Source organism: Streptomyces sp. NBC_01429, assembly GCF_036231945.1.
Taxonomy (GTDB): Bacteria; Actinomycetota; Actinomycetes; order Streptomycetales; family Streptomycetaceae; genus Streptomyces.
Window position 1 is genome coordinate 2,203,693 of record NZ_CP109599.1, and the last position, 18,586, is coordinate 2,222,278.

Consider the following 18,586-nt stretch of genomic DNA (forward strand, 5'->3'; position numbering starts at 1 on the left):
TGGAATTTATTGATGCGACTCTTACTTATCGCTTCTTGATTTATTTCCCGGTCGGAGCCGTTTCCGTTCGGCTTCGATGAATAAGACACTAGGCGCGCTTTCTTGGCGGGAAATGGAAATGCGCTGTGAATTCGCTGTCCGGAAACGGAAAGAGGAGCCGGCGGCCACGGCCGCCGGCTCCTCTCCCCTTTCTCGCGCGATCCGTCCTCACAGACCGATACGGACCGGCCCGCCCTTCGGATCGACATCGCGCAGCACGTTCCACGGCACCCGGAACACCCGCCCGGGAGCGGCCGGCCACGGCACCGCCCTGCGGTTGAGCGTCCGGGACCCCTGGCGCACCGTCACCCTGGGCGCGCGCACCAGCCGGTCCGTCCAGAGCAGCAGCCGGCCGCGCGGCGGCGCGGGATCGCCGACCCGCAGCAGCCCGGGGGCCACCCAGCGGAACGGGGCGTCGGCGACGATCGGTACGGCGGTCCCGTGCGCCTCGTGCCCGTCCAGCCACAGCCGTACCTGGCGCGCGACGTGCCGCCCGTCCAGTGCGGCGATATCGGCCGTGTCCACCGCGTGCAGCAGATTCCCGGCGGCGAAGACCCCCGGGCGGCTGGTCCGCAGCGCGGTGTCCACCAGCGGCCCCTTCGTCCCCGGGTCGAGGTCGAGCCCGGCCGCCCGGACCAGTTCGTGGTCCGGGATCCAGTCACCGGTCAGGATCAGCGTGTCGCACTCGACGGTGCGCCGCAGCCCGGTGGCGGTCTCCTCCACCTCCACGGCCCGCAGCCTGCCGCGGCCGATGATCCGGGTGATCCTCGTCCCGGTCGCCAGCGGTCCGCCCAGCAGGGCGCGGCCCGGCAGGTGGAACGCCGCGTACGCGTCGGGGGTCTCGTGCTCGGTCGTCATGAGCACCGTCCGGCACCCCGCCTCGCGCAGGGTGAGCACGGCCGACCAGCTGACCAGCTCGGCGCCGACGACGACGGCCCGCCGGCCGACCTCCTGGTGGTGGAGGTGGACGAGGTTCTGCAACTGCCCCGTCGTGTACACGCCGGAGGGCCGGTCGCCGGGGATGAGCCGGGCGGAGCGGGGGCGTTCCCTGGCGCCGGTGGCGAGGATCACCGCGCGGGCGTCGACGCGCAGCCGGCCGTCCGGAGTGGTGACGTCGAGCGACCGGTCGCCGGACCAGCCGGTGACGGTGGCCTCGGTACGGATGTCGGCGCCGGCGGCGAGCGCCTTGTCCACGAGCGTACGGGCGTACGCGGGGCCGGTGACCACCCGCTTGAGGTCGCGGATTCCGTAACCGGTGTGGTCGCTGTGGCGGGGGATGCCGCCCGCCGCCGGTTCCCGGTCGAGGACCAGGACGCGGCCCGCGCTGAGCCACGGCGCGAGTTCGGCGGCGGCGGTGAGCCCGGCGGGTCCGGCGCCGACGATCACGACGTCGGGCGCGAGCAGTTCGGGGGCGGACGCCTCGGCGGCCGTCACGGCCAGCTCAGCGGCGAGCGCCGCGTAGTCGGCGGCCCCGGGGGTGTGCGACGTGCTCATTCGGCTGCCTCCTGACAGGTGCCGCCCTTGTCCGCCGGGCAGGTGCCGCCCTTGGTGGCCACCAGGGCGTCGACCCGGGCCCCGCAGTAGAAGCCCTGGCAGCGCCCGTTCATCGCGCGGGTGCGGCGGCGCAGCCCGTCGAGTCCGGCGGGCGGCAGCGGCGAGAGGTACGCGTCGCGGATCTCGCCCTCGGTCACCCGCTCGCAGAAGCAGACGACGCGCCCGTAGGCGCTGTCCTCGGCGATCAGGGCCGCGTCCTGGTACGGCCTGACGAACGCCTCGCCCAGGTTGGGCATGTGCGGCGGCGTGGGCAGGTCGAGGCGCGGCTCCAGCTTGAGTCCCGCCTCGGCGAGGACGCCCCGTACGTGCTCGGCGATCGCGAGCGACGCGGTGAGTCCGGTGGAGCGGATGCCGCCGACGAGCAGATAGCCCTGGTCGGCCGAGGGCTCGATCAGATAGTCGCCGTGGTCGATGGCGGCGCGCAGCCCCGCGTACGAGGCGGTGACCTCCTCCTCCAGCAGCGTGGGCATCAGCCGCCCGCCCTTGTCGAGGAGGAAGTCGAAGCCGGACTCCGAAGTGCCCGTGTCCGTACGGTCGGTGAGGTCCTCGGCGGTGGGGCCGAGCATCACGTTCCCGTAGATGGTGGGGCTGATCAGCACACCCTTGCCGCGCGAACTGGGCACCGGCAGGACGATTCGGTCCGCGAGCGGCCGGGCCAGCTTGTCGTAGACGAGCAGTTCGCCCCGGCGCGGGGTGACGGTGAAGCGCTCGTGGCCGAAGAGGCCGTCCAGCACATCGGCGCCCAGACCGGCCGCGTTGACGACCCACCGGGCGGTGACCGGGCCGTGCGGGGTGCGCAGGGTGGTGGCCCCGGCGCCCCGCTCGGCCCCGTCCACCTGCTCGGCACCGTCCACCTGCCCGGCACCTTCCCCGCGTTCGACGCCTTCCACCCGGTGGCCGAGGAGCAGCGTGGCCCCCCTCGCCCTGGCGTCGGTGGCCAGGGCGAGGGTGGTGGTCCAGGTGCAGATGATCGACTCGTCGGGGACGGTGAGGCCGCCGAGCGCGCCGGGTCCGAGCGCCGGGACCTGCCGGTAGACCTCGTCGGCGGTGACGGGTTCGCAGTGCTCGTACCCGTTGGCCACGGCCTTGTCGCGCAGCCCGGGGAGGGCGTCCAGCTCCTCCTGGTTCCAGGCGACGAGGAGCGCGCCGGTGCGCTCGACCGGGATGCCGGTCTCCTCGGCGTACCCGGAGAGCAGCTCGTACCCCCGCCGGACCAGCCGGGATTCGAGGGTGCCGGGCTTGGCGTCGAATCCGGTGTGCAGGATGGCGGTGTTGGCCTTGCTGGTGCCGTCCCCGACGTCGTCGCGGGCGTCGAGGAGCACCACGGACAGGTCGTGTCCCGACAGGTCCCTGGCGATCGCCGAGCCCACGACCCCGGCGCCGATCACGGCCACGTCGTACACCTTCCCGTACGCGTCCGCGTTCTCCCGTTCGTGCGCGTGCGGCCGCCCGGTCACCTCCTCCCGGGCGACGGGGCCGGTGGGCGGGCTGTGGTCAGTCATGCGGCTCCTCCTGCGGGAGTGTGGCGTCCACCGCCGCCCGCCAGCGGGCACGGTGGTCCTGCGCCCGGTCTTCGGACCAGAGCGGTTCGAAGGTGATGCCGGGCGTCCACGCCGGTACCGCCTGTTCCAGGGTGAGTTCCGGCTCGATCGCGAGCCGGCCCAGGGCGGCGGCGCCGAGCGCGGTGGCGTGCTGCGACGGGTAGACGTCCACCGGCAGCTGCGCCAGGTCGGCCTGCGCCTGCATCAGCACCCGGCTCCTGGTGAGCCCGCCGTCCGCGCGCAGCCGGGTGAGCGGGGCGCCGAAGTCGGCCGCGACCAGGGAGGCGAGTTCGGCGACCTGGGCGGCGATGCCCTGGAGCACCGCCAGCACCAGGTGCTCGCGGCGGGTGGAGAGCGTCATCCCGGTGAGCGCCGCCGTGGCGTCAGGACGCCACCAGGGCGCCGCGAGCCCGGCCAGGGCCGGGACGAAGAGCACGCCCTCCGGATCGCTCGCGGCCGTACGGTCCAGGTCGGCCGCGGTGTCCACGAAGCCCAGGTCCTGGAGCCAGCGCACCGCGGAGGCGGCCGTGTACACCTGGCCGTCCACGCAGTACGGGGTCTCGCCGCGCGCCCGCCACGCCACCGACGAGGTGAGTCCCGACGTCGAACGCAGCGCCTTGTCACCGGTGTTGGCGAGCAGGAACGCCCCCGTACCGAAGGTGCACTTGGCGGTGGACGGGGTGAGGCAGCCCTCCGCGAGCAGCGCCGCCTGCTGGTCCACCACCAGCCCGGCGACCGGCAGGACCCCGCCGAACGCCGTGGTGGTGCCGACGATCTCGTCGCAGCCGACGATCCGGGGCAGCTCCTCGCCGTCGAGTCCGAACAGCGCGGTCAGCTCCGGGTCCCACTCGACGGAGTCGATGGCCAGCAGCAGCGAACGGCTGGCGGTGGACGCGTCGGTGACGAAGGCCCCGGTCAGCTGCTGGACGAGCCAGGTGTCCGTGGTGGTGACCACGCCTTCCCTGGTGACGTTCTCCCGCAGCCAGGCCATCTTGGGCGCCGAGAAGTACGGGTCGAGGACCAGCCCGGTCCGCTCGGCGACCCATGCCTTGTCGTCGGCGAGGGCCGTACAGAGCGGCTCCGACCTGCGGTCCTGCCAGACGATCGCCGGTGAGAGCGGCCGACCGGTGCGCCGGTCCCAGGCGAGGACCGTCTCGCCCTGGTTGGCGAGCGCCACCGCCTGGACGGCCCTGCCCCCGGCCCGGGCGAGGGCCTGCCGGCCGGCCTCCAGGACGGAGGCCAGCAGCTGCTCGGGGTCCTGTTCGACCCCGCCGCCCGGCAGGTAGACGGGGGTGACGGGCACCTCCGCGACGGCGACCACCCCGTCCACCGGGTCGACGACCAGGGCCTTGGTCCCCGAGGTGCCCTGGTCGATGGCGAGGACGGTCACAGCTCCTCGGCTTCCAGGCTGGGCTGGGTCAGGAGCTGCTCCTTGCGGGTGAACCAGACGACCGCGAAGAGCAGACCGCCGACGACCAGGGTGGCGAGGGCGTACTGCTGGGCGCCCCGGAAGTCCGAGGGGATCATGAAGATGCACAGCTCCGTGACGAGCCAGAGCACCGCTCCGACGACCACCGGCTTCTCCCACTTGCCGAGCTGGAAGTCGTCGGCGGCCGGGGTGTACTTGCGGCGGGTGGCGATGAAGAGGGCCACCGTGCCCGCGTACAGGATGGCCGGCATCAGCGTGCCCGCGCCCAGCAGCTGCGGCAGCGCGTCCTCGTTGCCCGCGAAGACGGTGACGATCGCGATGGAGGCCAGGGCGACGGTCAGGGTGGCGAAGGTCGGGCCGCCGGTGGGGCGCGGGACCTTGCTCAGCGTCTCGGAGAACGGCAGACGCCCGTCACGGGCCATGGAGTGCACGAGGCGGCTGTTGCTGACCATGATGACGAGACCGCAGGCGAAGATGGCGATGCACACGACGACCAGCATGGCCGTGGCGACGGCGCTGCCCACGGTCGACTCGATGATGGAGGCGACGGGGGCCGAGTCGGAGGTGAGCGCCGCGACGTTGTCACCGGCGCCCGCCGTGATCACGATGAGGAAGAGCATCCCGATGCCGCCGCTGAGCAGGATCGCGCGGACCATGGCCTGCGGGACGACCTTCTTGGGGTTGTGCGTCTCCTCGGCGAGGTTGGCCGCCGACTCCCAGCCGACGAGGGTGAAGGCGCCGAGCAGCGCGGAGAGCATGAACGGGCCGAGGAATCCGTAGTACCCGTCCGCCGAGATCGTGCCGTAGGAACCGAGGTTGCTCCAGTCGCCCTTGCCGAAGAAGAGGACGGCGCCCGCGATCAGGACGGTCAGGCCGATCATCGCGATGACCTCGGCACCCACCGCCAGGTTGTTGATCTTGGTGGTGATGGGGGTGGACCAGATGATCAGGGACATCTGGAGGAGCAGCACGATGACGGTGCCGATGGCGCCGCCGGTCGCGGTGTACGTGATGTCGAGCAGCGGGAAGAGCGCGACCTGGGTCAGCCCGTAGTCGACGGCGACCACGACGATCGCGAGGAAGGCGAAGGAGACCCAGCCGAACCACCAGCCGAGTACGGGCGAGGCCAGCCGGCTGGCCCACTGGTAGCTGTAGCCGGAGATCGGGATGCGGCTGGCGAGCATGCCGTACACGAGGGCGACGAGGACCGTGCCGAGGGTGACCAGCGGCCAGGTCCAGATCCCGGCGGGACCGGCCGAGCCGAGAACGGTGCCGTAGGTGGTGAACAGGCCGGTGGTGATGGAGATGAAGGAGAACGCGACCGCGAACGACTCGAAGCGGCTGAGCGTGCGGGCGAACTGGGGCTTGTAGCCCGTGGCGGGGGCCTCGGCGTCGGCGCCGGGGGTCTCCGCGCCGGGACCCTCCGCGACCCCTGGCCCCTTTCTAGCGGGTATGTCGGATTCAGATGGGTAAACCGTCGTATTTTCCGACGGTGTGGAAGACTGGGTCACGATCGACTCCTATGCGGTGAAAGGTGGGATTTCGATCATGGCCGGGTGGCGTTGCCGCGCCACCTGACCACTGGCGCGCCGGGCGGAGTCCGCTCCGCCCGGCGCTACGCGACGACGACGATGCCGCCGGAGCGTTCCACGCCCGACTCCAGCGTCGGGGACGGCCGGGCATCGGTGATCAGCCCGTCGACCTCCTCCAGGCCGCACACGCGGTGCGGGGCGACCCGGCCGAACTTGCTGGCGTCCGCGAGGATGTAGGAACGGACGGTGTTGGCGAGGATCAGCCGCCGGGTGGCCACCTCGTCCAGATGGAAATCGGTCAGTCCCGCCGAGGCGTCCACTCCCCCGGAGCCGAGGAACGCGACGTCGGAGCGGAGATCCGCGAAGAAGGCCATGGTCTGCGCGTTGGAGCAGACCAGGTCACCGGCGCGCAACCGGCCGCCGCTGACTAGGACTTCGACGTTGGGCCGGCCCGCCAGCTCGGCGGCGACCAGCAGGGAGCAGGTGGCGACGGTGCCCCGGTAGTCCGGCGGAAGGGCTCGGGCCACCTCCACCGCCGTCGTACCGACGTCGATCACCACGGTCTGGCCGGGACGCACCAGCGCCGCCGCGGCGACCCCGATGGCCACCTTCGCGCCCCGGTCCATCCCGGAGCGCTCGTCGAACGGTGCCTCCTCGCCGAAGCCGCCCGCGTTGTTGGTCGCGCCGCCGTGGACCCGTACCAGCAGCCCGCGCCGTTCCAGGGTGACCAGGTCACGGCGGACGGTCTCGGCGGAGACGTCGAGCATGCGGGAGAAGTCCTCGGTCGATACGATCCGCTGCGCGCGCAACGCCTCACAGATACGGCGATGGCGTTCAGCGGGGAGCATCGGCGCCCGGTTCTGTGGATTGTTGACCGTTCATGAGGAGGAGTGTGGATGTTCGCTCCAGGCGCGTCAAGAGTCCTGCGAGCGGCGCGAAACGTCGTAACCATGAATTAATCTCGCGGGTCGCCGCCGCCGTACGGACGGGCCGCCCTGCGGCCATTGACGACCTCGCGCGGCCCCGCTACAAGAATGATGAGAGCGCTCTCATCGCGCGCTGTCGATTTCCCCCCGGCACCACTTCCCCCTCGGCACCCAGCTTTCCCCTCGGCACCAGCTTCCCTCGGCACCATCCGCTCCACACCGGAGGTGTTTCCTTGAGAACGAGCCGCACCAGACACCCGCGCACCGCCCGCGTCCCCCGCGCCCCACGTACCGCCCGCACCCCCTTGCTCGCGGCGGCCCTCGCCCTGACCGTGGCCCTCGCCGGGTTCGTCGGGCTGAGCGGCGCCGGTACCGCGCAGGGCGCCATCCCGCCCGCGCCCGGCTGGAATCTCCAGTGGAGCGACGACTTCGACGGGGCGAACCGCGCCCTGCCCAACTCCGCCAACTGGCAGACGGACACCGGCCACGGATACCCCGGCGGGCCCGGCAACTGGGGTACGGGCGAGATCCAGAACTACACCGCGAGCCCCGACAACCTCAGCCTCGACGGCAACGGCAATCTGCGGATCACCCCGCTCAGGGACGGCGCGGGCAACTGGACCTCGGGCCGGATCGAGACCAAGCGCTCCGACTTCAAGGCCCCGGCGGGCGGCACCCTGCGCATCGAGAGCCGTATCCAGATGCCGAACGTGACCGGCGCCGCCGCGTCCGGCTACTGGCCCGCCTTCTGGGCACTGGGCTCGCCGTACCGGGGCAACTACTGGAACTGGCCGGGCATCGGCGAGTTCGACATCATGGAGAACGTCAACGGGCTCAACTCCGTCTGGGGCGTGCTGCACTGCGGCGTGAACCCGGGCGGCCCGTGCAACGAGACCACGGGCATCGCCGCCAGCCGCGCCTGCCCCGGGGCGAGCTGCCAGTCCGCCTTCCACACCTACCGGTTCGAGTGGGACCGCTCGGTCACCCCCAACGAGCTGCGCTGGTACGTGGACGACCAGCTCTTCCACACTGTCCGGCAGAACCAGATGGACGCCGCGTCGTGGACCAACATGACCGACCACGCGGGGTACTTCATCCTCCTCAACGTGGCGATCGGCGGCGCGTTCCCGGACGCGCTGGGCGGCTCCACCCCGACCGCCGCGACCGTCCCCGGCCGTCCCATGCTCGTCGACTACGTGGCGGTCTGGACGCGTGGCGGCGGCGCGGGCACCACCGACCCGCCCCCGGCGGGCTCCTCGACCCTGTACGCGCGGCCGGGCGCAGCGCTCGGCGACTCCACCGGCTCGGCGGCGAGCGTCACCGTCGCCTCGGCGGGCGGCGCCAACTACGACGGGACGCCGAACAACCCGCAGGTCTTCACGTCGAGCGGGATCACCCGGACGTACAACGGCGGCTCCACCCAGTTCGACCTGTTCGTGGACGCGGGCACGACCATCGGCAACGGCCCTCAGGTCAGGGTGAGTTACGACCGTACGGGCGACGGCGTCTGGGACCGTACGGAGACGTACCAGTACTTCGCCACCGATCCCGTGCCCGGTTACGAGCACTACACCCAGGCCAAGGGCCTGAAGTCGTCCACCGGTTCACACGGCGACCTGGTCAACGGCAAGGTGCGGATCGAGGTCTGGAACGCCATCGGCGGCGGCGCCGGCACGCTGGGCGTCGGCAACCAGTCGGTAGTGCGCGTCCCGTTCGGCTGACCGCGCGGGCCGCCGGCCCGGGCCGGACGCGCGAGAGCCGTACGTGGCGCGCGGGACACACGCCACGTACGGCTCGGCGGGAGGGCGGGGCACGTCACTCCCGCGACCGCATCGCCTCCAGGGGCCGGGCCCGCAGCACCCCGCGCGCCGGGACACGGATCGACAGCACGGCCGTCAGCACGGCCGCCGCCACGATGGCGGCGAACACCCACGGCGGCCCGGACGGCAGCGGCGTGCCGGTGAGGGACAGGGCCAGTACCACCAGCGGTACGGCGGCCACCAGCGTGCCGAGCGCCACCGCGATGCCCGACAGGAGCGCCGTCTCGATGGCCAGCATCCGGGCGACCTGGCGGCGGGTGCCGCCCACCAGGCGCAGCAGCGCGAGTTCGCGGGCCCGGCCGGTGGTGACGGTGACGAGGGTGGTGGCCACCGACAGCGCCACGTACCCCAGCAGCACCCCGAGCAGCAGCCGGTTCAGCCAGGCGTTGGCCTCCACCTCGTGGTCCTGCGCGACGAGCAGCGAGGCGCGGTCGCCGACGGCCAGCCCCGGGTAGTGCCGCTCCAGCGCGCCCAGCCCGGTGGCGACAGCCGCGCGGTCCGCGCCGGGTGCCAGGGCGACGAGTACGACGTCGGCGAGCCGGTCGGTGGTGTGCGGCAGCACCGTGGTCGCGGGCAGCAGCACATCGCCGAAGCCCAGGTTGGGGCGGTACACGGCGACGACGCGGGGCTTCGCGCGGGTCCCGTCGCCCAGGACGAGCGCGACGCGGTCGCCGACCCGCTTGCCGAGGTAGCGCGCCTCGGTCTCGCTGAGCGCGACGGTGTCGCCGCGCAGATCACCCAACCGGCCTGAGGCGACGGGCAGTTCGAGTGTTCCGTCGAGTCCGGTGGCGTCGATGCCGTAGGCGGCGGACCGCGAGAGCGGTTCACCGAGGAGGGTCCGCCCGACGGCGACGACCTCGGTGGCGACCAGCGGGGTCGCCGCCGTGACACCGGGCACCTCGCGGGCGGCCCCGGCGACCCCGGGCGCGACGCCGCCGCCCGCCCCGGCGACCACGAAGTCGGCGACCGTCGCCGCGCGGGCCTGGTACCGCGTCGCCTCGGCCAGGGTGGTCTGGCTGTAGAACTGGCTGGTCGCGAAGCCGATCGTCAGCACGAGCGGGGTGACGGCCGCCGCCAGCCGCCGCGCACCGGCGCGGCTGTTGGCCGCCGCGAGGAAGCCCGCGGCGCCGCGCGGCAGCAGCGCGCCGCCGAGACGGGTGAGCGCGGCCATCAGCCGGGGGCCGAGCATCGCGACACCGATCAGGGCGAGCATCGAGGAGAGCCCGGCGGGCACCACGGCGAGGTTCGGCGGCAGGAACGGCAGGGCCGCCACGGCGATCAGCGCCAGGCCCAGCAGCACGTAGCCGCCGATGATCCGGCCGCGCCCCAGCTCCGGCGTCTCCACCGCAGACTCCCGCAGCGCCTCCACCGGGCGCACCCGCACCTGGCGCCTGGCCGCCGCCCACACCGCGAGCCGGGCGGCGCCCAGGCACAGCAGCACCGCGACCACCCCGGGCACCGGGCCGACGGAGAGCGCGAAGCCCTCCTCGATCACACCGATCCGGGCGAATCCGTCCCGCAGCAGCCGCGCGGCGAGATAGCCGGGCCCGACACCGAGCAGCGCGGCCGCGCCCGACACCAGCAGGGTCTCGGTGGCGAGCATCCGGTGCACCTGGCGCGAGGTGGCCGCCACGGCGCGCAACAGGGCGATCTCACGCCGCCGCTGATGCACCATCAGCGACAGTGTGCCCGCCACCACCAGCACGACGATCATCAGCACGAAGCCGGAGAACGAACCGGACACCACCGACAGCACGGTGCGCGACCGCGCCGCGCCGAGGAACTCGACCTCGCCGCGCGCGTCGCCGGCCCGTACCACCGCGCGCTCCCCGTACCCCTGGTCAGCGAGGGTGCGTTCGATCCGGGTGACGGCGGTGTCGGACGCGTTCAGCGAGCGCACGAGTCCGATCAGCCCCTCCGCGCCGCCGGTCTCCACGCCGGGGTCGGTGAAGACGCCGATGGCCGCGAACGCGCGGGGGTGCCCGGACAGTTCGCCGGCCCGCGCGTCGGTGAAGAACAGCGCGCTCTGACGCGGCAGTCCGGCGCCGTCCGGCGGGGCCGCCACACCGACGACCCGGTACGGTACGGAGCCCTCGGCCGTCGCGATCCGTATCCGGGCCCCCACATCGGCGCCCGCCCGCGCGGCGGTCTCCGCGTCGAGCACGATCTCGTCGGGGAGGCGCGGGGCCCGGCCCGAGCGCAGCGCGAACGGCGTCAGCCGCGCCGAACCCCAGCCGTGGCCCAGCGTCTGCCCGTCGCCGGGTGCGCTCAGCACCGTGCCGTCGTCCGTGACGATCGTCGCCGGGAAGCTGACCTCGCCGACGGCGCCGCGGACGCCGGGGGTGGCGGCGATCTTCCCGACCAGCCCGGCGGGGAGCATGGCCCGCTCGGGCAGCGGCTCGACGGCGTCCGGGCCGTCGTCCTCCGGCGCGGTGACCGACTGCCGGGCGCCGACCACGACGGGGACGGTCCCGTAGCGCTGGGGCGCGATCCCGGCGAAGAGGCCCGACTCCAGCAGCACCCCGCAGGCGGTCACCAGGATGGCGCCGCCGAGCACCGCGAGGAACGACGCGACGAACTCGGCCCGGCGGGCCCGGATCGACCGCACGGCGAAGGACAGGCCGCTCATCGCTCCCCCAGCCCGGTCATCCGCGCGGCCACCGACTCCGCCGTCGGTTCGTAGAGCTGGTCGACGAACCGGCCGTCGGCGAGGAACATCACGAAGTGGGCGTAGGACGCGGCGACCGGATCGTGGGTGACCATCACGACGGTCTGGCCCAGCGAGTCGACCAGCCCCCGCAGCAGCCCCAGCACCTGGGCGCCGGTCCCGGTGTCGAGCGCGCCCGTCGGTTCGTCGGCGAAGACCACGTCGGGCCTGGTCACCAGGGCGCGGGCGATCGCCACCCGCTGCTGCTGGCCGCCGGACAGCTGGCCGGGGCGCCGCGCCAGCAGTCCGTCGATCCCGACCTCGTTCACGATCCGGGCCAGCCACGCCGGGTCGACGGGCCGCCGCGCGAAGCGCAGCGGCAGGGTGATGTTGTCGCGGACGCTGAGCGCGGGGATCAGGTTGTACGCCTGGAAGACGAAGCCGATCCGTTCGCGTCGCAGCTCGGTCAGGGCCGTCTCCGACAGCCCGCTCAGATCGGTGTCCCCGAGCAGCACCCGGCCGGAGGCGGGCCGGTCGAGACCGGCGGCGAGGTGCAGGAAGGTGCTCTTGCCGGAGCCGGAGGGGCCCATCACGCCGGTGAACGTGCCGCGCGGGATGCCGGCGGTCACCCCGTGCAGGGCGGTGACGGCGGCGGCGCCCGTTCCGTAGACCGCGGTGGCGGCCTCCAACCGGACGGCGAAGCCGGACGCGGCGGCGTCCGTCACCGTCCGCCCCGATGCCCGTACCGGCCCTGCCGCCATGATCCGCTCCTTCACCACTGCACCCACTGCACCCATCGCACGACTGCACCACTGGGTTCGATGGAGTGAAGGTAGGCCGGAGGCGTTGGCCCGAACCATCCCGTACATGCCATGATCGATGGTGGAGTCCGCTCCACCATCGGGCTCCGCCACGGGGCCGTCGGGCCTCGGTACGGGCTCGGCCACGGGCCAGGGAGCAGACCGCAATGACAGAGCGCAGACCCGGCCGTCCGCAGGCCCGGCTGCGCGCCCGACCGCACTCCCGGCTGCGCGCCCGACCGCACTCCCGGCTCGGCGAGTTGAAGTTCCTCGCGGTCGGCGTGGGCACCGGCCTGGCCGCGTGGTTCCTGCTCGTCGGGCTGATGCTGAGCATCGCGCCGATCGTCACCCTGCCGCTGCTGCCGCGCACCGCGCGCGGCGCCCGCAGGCTGGCCGCGTTCGAACGCCGCCGCACCGGCCGTTACCTGGACACGACGATTCCGGCGCCGCGACCGGTCGGCGGCGACGACATCGGGGACGTACTGGCGAGCCCCGACACGCGCCGGGACGTGAGCTGGCTGGCGCTCCACGCCACGTTCGGCCTGCTGACCGGGCTGCTGGCGGTGGCGTCACCCGCCGGTGTCGTGCAGAACCTGGTGACCGCCGCTTTCTGGCCGCTCCTCCCCTCGGCGACCACCACGCTGGACCAGCCGGTGGAGTCGTGGGGCGGCGCGGGCCTCGCGCTGGCGACGGCCGCCGGATACGGCCTGTTCGGCGCGGTCCTCGTACCCCCGCTGGCCCGGTGGTACGCGCGGGTCTCGGCGGCGCGGCTCGCGCCGCCGAAGCCGACCCTCGTCGAGCGCCTCGCCGAGGTCACCGCGACCAGGGCCGCCGCGCTCGAAGCGCACGGCACCGAGCTGCGCCGGATCGAGCGCAGCCTCCACGACGGCACGCAGAACCGTATCGTCGCGGTCGTCATGCACCTGGGCATGGTGGAGCGGGCGCTGCGCCGCGACCCCGAGTCGGCGCTGCCGATGATCCTCACCGCGCAGGACGCGGCCACCGACGCGCTCAGCGAACTGCGCGAGGTGGTACGGCAGATCTACCCGCCCGTGCTCACCGACCGGGGGCTGCGCGGCGCGGTGGCGGCGCTGGCGGCACACTGCGCGATCCCCTGCGCCCTGACGGCGGACCAGGAGCTGCGCCGGGCGCCCGCCGCCGTGGAGGCGGCGGCCTACTTCGTGGTGGCCGAGGCGCTCACCAACGCCGTCAAGCACAGCGGGGCCCGGCAGATCACCGTGTCCCTGCGCACCGAGCGGGACCGGCTCACCGTCGAGGTCAGCGACGACGGCCACGGCGGCGCCGACGGGACGCGGGGCTCCGGAGTGGTCGGGATCCAGCGCCGCGTCGCCGCTTTCGACGGCACCACCCTCCTGCACAGCCCGCCCGGCGGACCCACGGTCCTGCGGGCCGACATCCCCCTAGGAGTATGAGCCGTGCGCATCGTCATCGCCGAGGACGACGCCCTGCTGCGAGCGGGCCTCACCCATCTGTTGCGCGCCGAGGGCATGGAGGTCACCTCCGCCGTCGACAACCCCACCGACCTGCTGGCCGCCATCGAGGCGGACCGCCCGGACGTCGCGGTGGTGGACGTCCGGATGCCGCCGACCTTCCGGGACGAGGGGCTGCGCGCCGCCGTCGAGGCGCGCAGGCGCCGGCCGGGGCTCGCGGTGCTCGTCCTGTCGGCGCACGTCGAGGACAGTTACGCCACCGAACTGCTGGCCGACGGCGCGGGCGGGGTGGGCTATCTCCTCAAGGAACGGGTCGGGAAGGTCACCGACTTCCTCGACGCGCTGCACCGGGTGGCCGACGGCGGCACCGCGATGGACCCGGAGGTCGTCGCCCAACTGCTGCTGCGGCGAAGGGCGGACGACCCGTTGCTCAGCCTGACGCCGAGGGAGCGCGAGGTGCTGGGGCTGATGGCGGAGGGCCACTCCAACGCGACGATCGCCGGTCTGCTCACCGTGAGCAGCGGGGCGGTGCACAAACACATCGGCAACATCTTCAACAAGCTGGGCCTGCCCACGACGGACGCGGGTCACCGACGCGTGCTGGCGGTGCTCGCGTATCTGAAGGCGTGAGGCGTGAGGCGTGAGGGGGGGCTGCCCTATGCGGGGGTGGAGCTGGCACCACCCCCGCATACGGCAGCTGACGGGATTACGGCGCCGGGTGTGCCTCGAACATGCTGATGACCGGCCGGTGAACGAGCGTCCGGCCCGTCCTCAAGGAGTGCTCCCATGTCCGACCACACCCCTGCCACCACCCCCGCGCCCGATGCCCCCGGCGCCCCCGATGCCCCCGGCGCCCCCGGCGCCCGCCGTGGCGCTTCCCGCCGCAGGGCCGCCACACTGATAGCCCTCACGCTGGTCGCCGGTGTGGGGCTGCCCGCCGCGTACGCCACGGCGACCACCACCACCGCCGGTGCCGCTTCGACCGATCACGGCACGAAGCCCGGCGACAGGACGATGCGGAAGATCGTGAACGGGCTCGTGAGCGGGGACAAGCGCCCCGGCGCGCTGGCCGGTACCCGGGAACGCGACGGCCGTACGGGCGCCTTCACCGCCGGATACGGCGACCTCGCGGCCAGGACCCCGGTCCCCGCCGACGGCCAGGTGCGCATCGCCAGCAACACCAAGACGTTCACCTCGGTCGCGGTGCTGCAACTGGTCGGAGAGGGCAAGATCGGCCTCGACGAGCCGATCGAGACGTATCTGCCGAACCTGATCAGGGGCGAGGGCATCGACGGCCGGAACATCACCGTACGGCAGCTGCTCCAGCACACCAGCGGACTGCCCAACTACACCCAGCACATGGCCGGGGACTTCGCGGCGCTCCGGCACCGCTACGCCGAACCGCGCGAACTGCTCGATCTGGCCCTCCAGGACAAGGCGTTGTTCGCGCCAGGCGCCAAGTGGGAGTACAGCAACACCAATTACGTCGTGGCGGGGCTCCTCATCCAGAAGGTCACGGGACGGCCGGTCGCCGAGGTGATCAACCAGCGGGTCGTCGAGCGGATCGGGCTGAAGCACACGTACTTCCCGCAGGTCGGCGAGATGACGATCCGCGAGAAGCACCCGAAGGGCTACCACGCCGACAAGCCCGGCGAGCCGCTGGTCGACGCCACGGTGGAGGACCCGTCGTGGGGCTGGGCGGCGGGCGCGATGGTGTCCACCAACAGCGACGTGAACCGCTTCTTCACCGCGCTGCTCGACGGCAAGCTGCTCAAGCCCGCGCAGCTCGCCGAGATGAAGACCACCGTGCCGGCCGAGGACCCGACGCCCGGTTCGCGCTACGGCCTCGGTCTGATGAGCAAGCCGCTGTCCTGCGGGGGCGTGTACTGGGGGCACGGCGGCGACATCTTCGGCTACGAGACCCGGGGCGGGGTCACGGAGAAGGGCCGCTCCGTGAACATCGCGGTCACCGTCCTGCCGACCGAGCTGTCCGAGGTGGAGGAGATGGAGAAGGCCGTGGACACGGCGCTCTGCCGCTGAGGGCCGGGCGGGGGGCGAGGGGGGGCGGCGCCACTCGGCGCCCGGGCTCGCCGCACGTGGGGGCGGGGCTCGCGGCACGGGGGGCGGGTTTCGCCGCACGTGGGGGCGGGGCTCTCCGCACGGGCGCGGGCGTCCCGGTCAGTCGGCGAAGCCCAGGACGTACCGCCGCTGCCACGGCGTCTCCACGGCACGGTGGTGGTAGTGCCGCCGTACGAACCCCACGGCCTCGTCCGCCGGTACGCCGTCGAGGACGGCCATGCAGGCCAGCGCCGTACCCGTACGCCCACGCCCGCCGCCACAGGCGACCTCGACCCGCTCGGCGGCGGCCCGCCGCCACGCCTCGCCGAGCGTCTCCCGCGCGTCCGTACGGCTGCTGGGCAGCCGGAAGTCCGGCCAGCGCAGCCACCTCGCCTCCCACGCGACCTCGGGCGGCGGCTTGCCGAGCAGATAGACCCCGTACGTGGGCTCCGCACCGCCCGGCAAGGGACGCCGCAGCCCCCGGCCCCTGACCAGGCGCCCGGAGGGAAGTTCCAGAACTCCGCTGTCGGTTGAGGTCCAGATCGCGGTCATGGCGTCACCCTATGCGGCACGGAACGCCGGTGCGGGCCGTGGGCGGTCGGCCGCACAGAACGCCGGTTCGTGTCGCGGCGCATCAGCCGCCGCCGGGCGGGACAGCGGCAGGCATCACCCCCCGGCCCGCCGCTGGACGGCCTCGATGACCCGGTCCGCCCCGTCCTCGGTCTCCATGTGTCGCGCCGCTCGCGCGGCGGCCCGTGTGTACGCGACCTCCCGCACGACCCGGTCGAGGGAGTCGGCGAGCCGTTCGGCGGTGAGGGACCGGAAGGGGATCGGGTCGGTGGCGGCGCCGAGGGCGGCGAGCCGTCCCGCCCAGAACGGCTGGTCGGCCGTCACGGGAACGGTGACCGCGGGCACTGCGGCGCGCAACGCGGCGGCCGAGGTACCGGCCCCGGCGTGGTGGACCACCGCGGCCAGCCGGGGGAACAACGGGGCGTGCGGTACGTCCCCGATGGTGAGGATGTCGTCGCTGTCGGCCGCGAGCCCCGCATTGCCGGCCTGGAGGATGCCGCGCAGCCCGGCGCGGCGCAGGGCTCGCACGGCGATCTCGCTCAGCCGTTCCCCGTCCCCGGCCGCCATGCTCCCGAAGCTGACGAGGACGGGCCGGGGCCCGGCACGGAGGAAGTCCTCCAGTTCCGCGGGCAGTTGTACGGTGGCGTCGAGGTGCGGCCACCAGTTCCCCACGACCTCCAGTCCGGAACGCCAGTCGGAGGGGCGCGGCACCAGCACCGTGCTGAAGCCGTGCAGGATGGGCCAGTTCGCCCGTTCCCGCCGTCGGCGCGTCACGGAGGCGGAGGCCGGGGGCAGCTGGAGGCGGCGACGCAGTCCCGCGACCGCCGGAGCGTAGACGCGGTCGGCCATGCCGAGAGCGAAACGTCCGGCAACGCGGTTGACGGGCCCGCCCAGTGAGCGGGAGCCGGTCACGACGGGCGGGAAGTCGCCGGTCGGCGCGGTGGGTTGGAGATATACGCCGAGGCACGGTGTGCCGGTGGCCTCGGCGAGGTGCCAGCCGAGCGGGGCCGTGGTGGTCGAGAGCAGGAGCAGGTCCGTGCCGTCGGCCATCGCGTCGGCGAACCCCTGGCCCAGCTCGGTGATGAACGCGGCGGCTGTGCACATCAGTTCCCGACCTCCCGTACCGCCGCCGCGCAGTCGCGGGTCGGCGGGAAGAGCGCGGAATTCCAGTCCGGCGTCGCGGACGAGGGGGGCGAAGGTGTCCGTGGTGGCGAGGGCGACGTCGTACCCGGCCCGGCGCAGTGCGGCACCCAGGCCCGTGTAGGGCGCGATGTCGCCGCGCGATCCGGCCGCGGCGATCAGAATCCCCATCGGTCCTCCCGGGATTCGGTACGGCCGCCCGGGTGGCGGGCGGCGTTGGCGTGCACCGCCTTGCACACGTAACCGGCCAGGCCCGGCCGTTGCCGCGACAGCGGGACGACCAGGGCGAAGGCGCGCGGATCGACGAGGAAGTCGTCCGCGATGCGGCGGTGCATGTCGGGCGGGCAGCTGGTGAACCAGCGCGAGATGTGCAGGCGATGCTCCTCGGCGAGGTCCATGGCCCGCTCGCCGTCGCTCGGTTCACCGTCGTCGAAGGCCGCGAGCAGCTCTGCGCGCCAGGCGGTGGCCTCGCCCATCAGCTGCCGCCAGTCCTCCTTGGTGTGGGCGGCCGCGCGCGCCATCGACTCGCGCTGTCCCTCCGTGTGCGCCCACTTCAGCTCCGCCCGCGTCGCGTAGCTCAGGTCGAACTCGATCTCGCCGAAGACCTCGAAGCGTTCCTGAGGAGTCAGGGACACCCCGGTCTGCTGGACCTCGATGGCGCGCTCCGCGACCTCGGCGAGCTGCCGCAGTCTGTCGATCTCCTCGCTCAGCCGCCGCTGCCGGGAGCGCAGCTGCTCCAGGGCGTTCGCCTGCGGATCCTTGAGGATCGCGGCGATCTCGCCGAGGGAGAACCCCAGCTCGCGGTAGAAGAGGATCTGCTGGAGAAGGGCCAGGTCGGCGTCGTTGTAGAGCCGGTAGCCGGCGCGGCTGCGGCCACTGGGCGAGAGCAGTCCCGCCTTGTCGTAGTGGTGCAGCGTACGCACCGTCACCCCGGCGAAAGCCGAGACCTGCCCCACGGAGTAACTCATTCACCTGCCCCTTCGTCGGCCTACAGCCTCAAGCCTGACGTGAGGGGAGGGTCAAGGGGACCCGCGAGCAGATCTGTGCCGCACGTCGCGCGCGACGGGACAACGGACACA

Annotated in this window: 14 protein-coding genes; 4 read left to right on the plus strand and 10 right to left on the minus strand. The window is 73.2% G+C overall.

What is annotated here, in order from left to right; all coding sequences use genetic code 11:
- Nucleotides 1–207: 207 nt before the first annotated feature.
- The 5 genes from OG627_RS09075 to OG627_RS09095 all read right to left on the minus strand — a co-directional run bounded on the left by OG627_RS09075 (nucleotide 208) and on the right by OG627_RS09095 (nucleotide 6,943).
- Nucleotides 208–1,533: an NAD(P)/FAD-dependent oxidoreductase gene (locus OG627_RS09075; protein WP_329063199.1), complete on the minus strand. Its 1,326-nt coding sequence runs from the start codon at nucleotides 1,531–1,533 to the stop codon at nucleotides 208–210.
- Nucleotides 1,530–3,095: an NAD(P)/FAD-dependent oxidoreductase gene (locus OG627_RS09080; protein WP_329063201.1), complete on the minus strand. Its 1,566-nt coding sequence runs from the start codon at nucleotides 3,093–3,095 to the stop codon at nucleotides 1,530–1,532. Before OG627_RS09080 ends, OG627_RS09075 begins: the two co-directional genes overlap by 4 nt.
- Nucleotides 3,088–4,524, minus strand: a complete 1,437-nt coding sequence (locus tag OG627_RS09085) for an FGGY family carbohydrate kinase (RefSeq protein ID WP_329063203.1) — start codon at nucleotides 4,522–4,524, stop codon at nucleotides 3,088–3,090. Before OG627_RS09085 ends, OG627_RS09080 begins: the two co-directional genes overlap by 8 nt.
- Nucleotides 4,521–6,074 carry an amino acid permease gene (locus tag OG627_RS09090; protein WP_329063205.1) on the minus strand — a complete coding sequence of 518 codons (1,554 nt, stop codon included), beginning with the start codon at nucleotides 6,072–6,074 and terminating at the stop codon, nucleotides 4,521–4,523. The genes OG627_RS09085 and OG627_RS09090 overlap by 4 nt, the downstream gene beginning before the upstream one ends.
- Before the next feature lie 104 nt (nucleotides 6,075–6,178).
- A complete protein-coding gene (locus tag OG627_RS09095; RefSeq protein WP_329063207.1) occupies nucleotides 6,179–6,943 on the minus strand; it encodes a DeoR/GlpR family DNA-binding transcription regulator in 765 nt (254 codons plus the stop codon).
- A 311-nt stretch (nucleotides 6,944–7,254) separates the two neighbouring features.
- Here OG627_RS09095 and OG627_RS09100 point away from each other — a divergent pair, with 311 nt between their 5' ends.
- A complete protein-coding gene (locus OG627_RS09100; protein ID WP_329063210.1) occupies nucleotides 7,255–8,742 on the plus strand; it encodes a glycoside hydrolase family 16 protein in 1,488 nt (495 codons plus the stop codon).
- Between the two features lie 94 nt (nucleotides 8,743–8,836).
- Here the strand turns inward: OG627_RS09100 and OG627_RS09105 are convergent, their stop codons facing one another.
- The gene (locus OG627_RS09105; RefSeq protein WP_329063212.1) at nucleotides 8,837–11,470 is read right to left on the minus strand and encodes an ABC transporter permease; all 2,634 of its coding nucleotides are present in this window, start codon (nucleotides 11,468–11,470) and stop codon (nucleotides 8,837–8,839) included.
- A complete protein-coding gene (locus OG627_RS09110) occupies nucleotides 11,467–12,249 on the minus strand; it encodes an ABC transporter ATP-binding protein (RefSeq protein WP_329063214.1) in 783 nt (260 codons plus the stop codon). The genes OG627_RS09105 and OG627_RS09110 overlap by 4 nt, the downstream gene beginning before the upstream one ends.
- Nucleotides 12,250–12,455: 206 nt before the next feature.
- Here OG627_RS09110 and OG627_RS09115 point away from each other — a divergent pair, with 206 nt between their 5' ends.
- The 3 genes from OG627_RS09115 to OG627_RS09125 all read left to right on the plus strand — a co-directional run bounded on the left by OG627_RS09115 (nucleotide 12,456) and on the right by OG627_RS09125 (nucleotide 15,779).
- On the plus strand, nucleotides 12,456–13,721 hold the full coding sequence (locus tag OG627_RS09115; protein WP_329063216.1) for a sensor histidine kinase: 1,266 nt from the start codon (nucleotides 12,456–12,458) through the stop codon (nucleotides 13,719–13,721).
- Nucleotides 13,722–13,724: 3 nt separating this feature from the next.
- Nucleotides 13,725–14,369, plus strand: coding sequence for a response regulator transcription factor (locus OG627_RS09120; protein ID WP_329063217.1), 645 nt, complete (start codon nucleotides 13,725–13,727; stop codon nucleotides 14,367–14,369).
- Nucleotides 14,370–14,525: 156 nt separating this feature from the next.
- Nucleotides 14,526–15,779 carry a serine hydrolase domain-containing protein gene (locus OG627_RS09125; RefSeq protein WP_329063218.1) on the plus strand — a complete coding sequence of 418 codons (1,254 nt, stop codon included), beginning with the start codon at nucleotides 14,526–14,528 and terminating at the stop codon, nucleotides 15,777–15,779.
- Between the two features lie 138 nt (nucleotides 15,780–15,917).
- Here the strand turns inward: OG627_RS09125 and OG627_RS09130 are convergent, their stop codons facing one another.
- From OG627_RS09130 to OG627_RS09140, 3 genes are all read right to left on the minus strand, one after another.
- A complete protein-coding gene (locus tag OG627_RS09130; protein ID WP_329063219.1) occupies nucleotides 15,918–16,349 on the minus strand; it encodes a protein-tyrosine phosphatase family protein in 432 nt (143 codons plus the stop codon).
- Between the two features lie 114 nt (nucleotides 16,350–16,463).
- Complete coding sequence (locus tag OG627_RS09135; protein ID WP_329063221.1) at nucleotides 16,464–17,678, minus strand: glycosyltransferase; 1,215 nt, start codon at nucleotides 17,676–17,678, stop codon at nucleotides 16,464–16,466.
- Entirely contained in the window at nucleotides 17,666–18,475 is an 810-nt protein-coding gene (locus OG627_RS09140; protein ID WP_329063222.1) for a MerR family transcriptional regulator, read from the minus strand. The genes OG627_RS09135 and OG627_RS09140 overlap by 13 nt, the downstream gene beginning before the upstream one ends.
- Nucleotides 18,476–18,586: the final 111 nt, after the last annotated feature.

What these genes read in the sequence shown, in the direction of transcription:
- OG627_RS09140 (WP_329063222.1), bottom strand. Translation starts at nt 18,475, where the DNA reads ATGAGTTACTCCGTGGGGCAGGTCTCGGCTTTCGCCGGGGTGACGGTG.
- OG627_RS09115 (WP_329063216.1), top strand. Translation starts at nt 12,456, where the DNA reads ATGACAGAGCGCAGACCCGGCCGTCCGCAGGCCCGGCTGCGCGCCCGA.
- OG627_RS09105 (WP_329063212.1), bottom strand. Translation starts at nt 11,470, where the DNA reads ATGAGCGGCCTGTCCTTCGCCGTGCGGTCGATCCGGGCCCGCCGGGCC.
- OG627_RS09110 (WP_329063214.1), bottom strand. Translation starts at nt 12,249, where the DNA reads ATGGCGGCAGGGCCGGTACGGGCATCGGGGCGGACGGTGACGGACGCC.
- OG627_RS09075 (WP_329063199.1), bottom strand. Translation starts at nt 1,533, where the DNA reads ATGAGCACGTCGCACACCCCCGGGGCCGCCGACTACGCGGCGCTCGCC.
- OG627_RS09080 (WP_329063201.1), bottom strand. Translation starts at nt 3,095, where the DNA reads ATGACTGACCACAGCCCGCCCACCGGCCCCGTCGCCCGGGAGGAGGTG.
- OG627_RS09135 (WP_329063221.1), bottom strand. Translation starts at nt 17,678, where the DNA reads ATGGGGATTCTGATCGCCGCGGCCGGATCGCGCGGCGACATCGCGCCC.
- OG627_RS09095 (WP_329063207.1), bottom strand. Translation starts at nt 6,943, where the DNA reads ATGCTCCCCGCTGAACGCCATCGCCGTATCTGTGAGGCGTTGCGCGCG.
- OG627_RS09125 (WP_329063218.1), top strand. Translation starts at nt 14,526, where the DNA reads ATGTCCGACCACACCCCTGCCACCACCCCCGCGCCCGATGCCCCCGGC.
- OG627_RS09130 (WP_329063219.1), bottom strand. Translation starts at nt 16,349, where the DNA reads ATGACCGCGATCTGGACCTCAACCGACAGCGGAGTTCTGGAACTTCCC.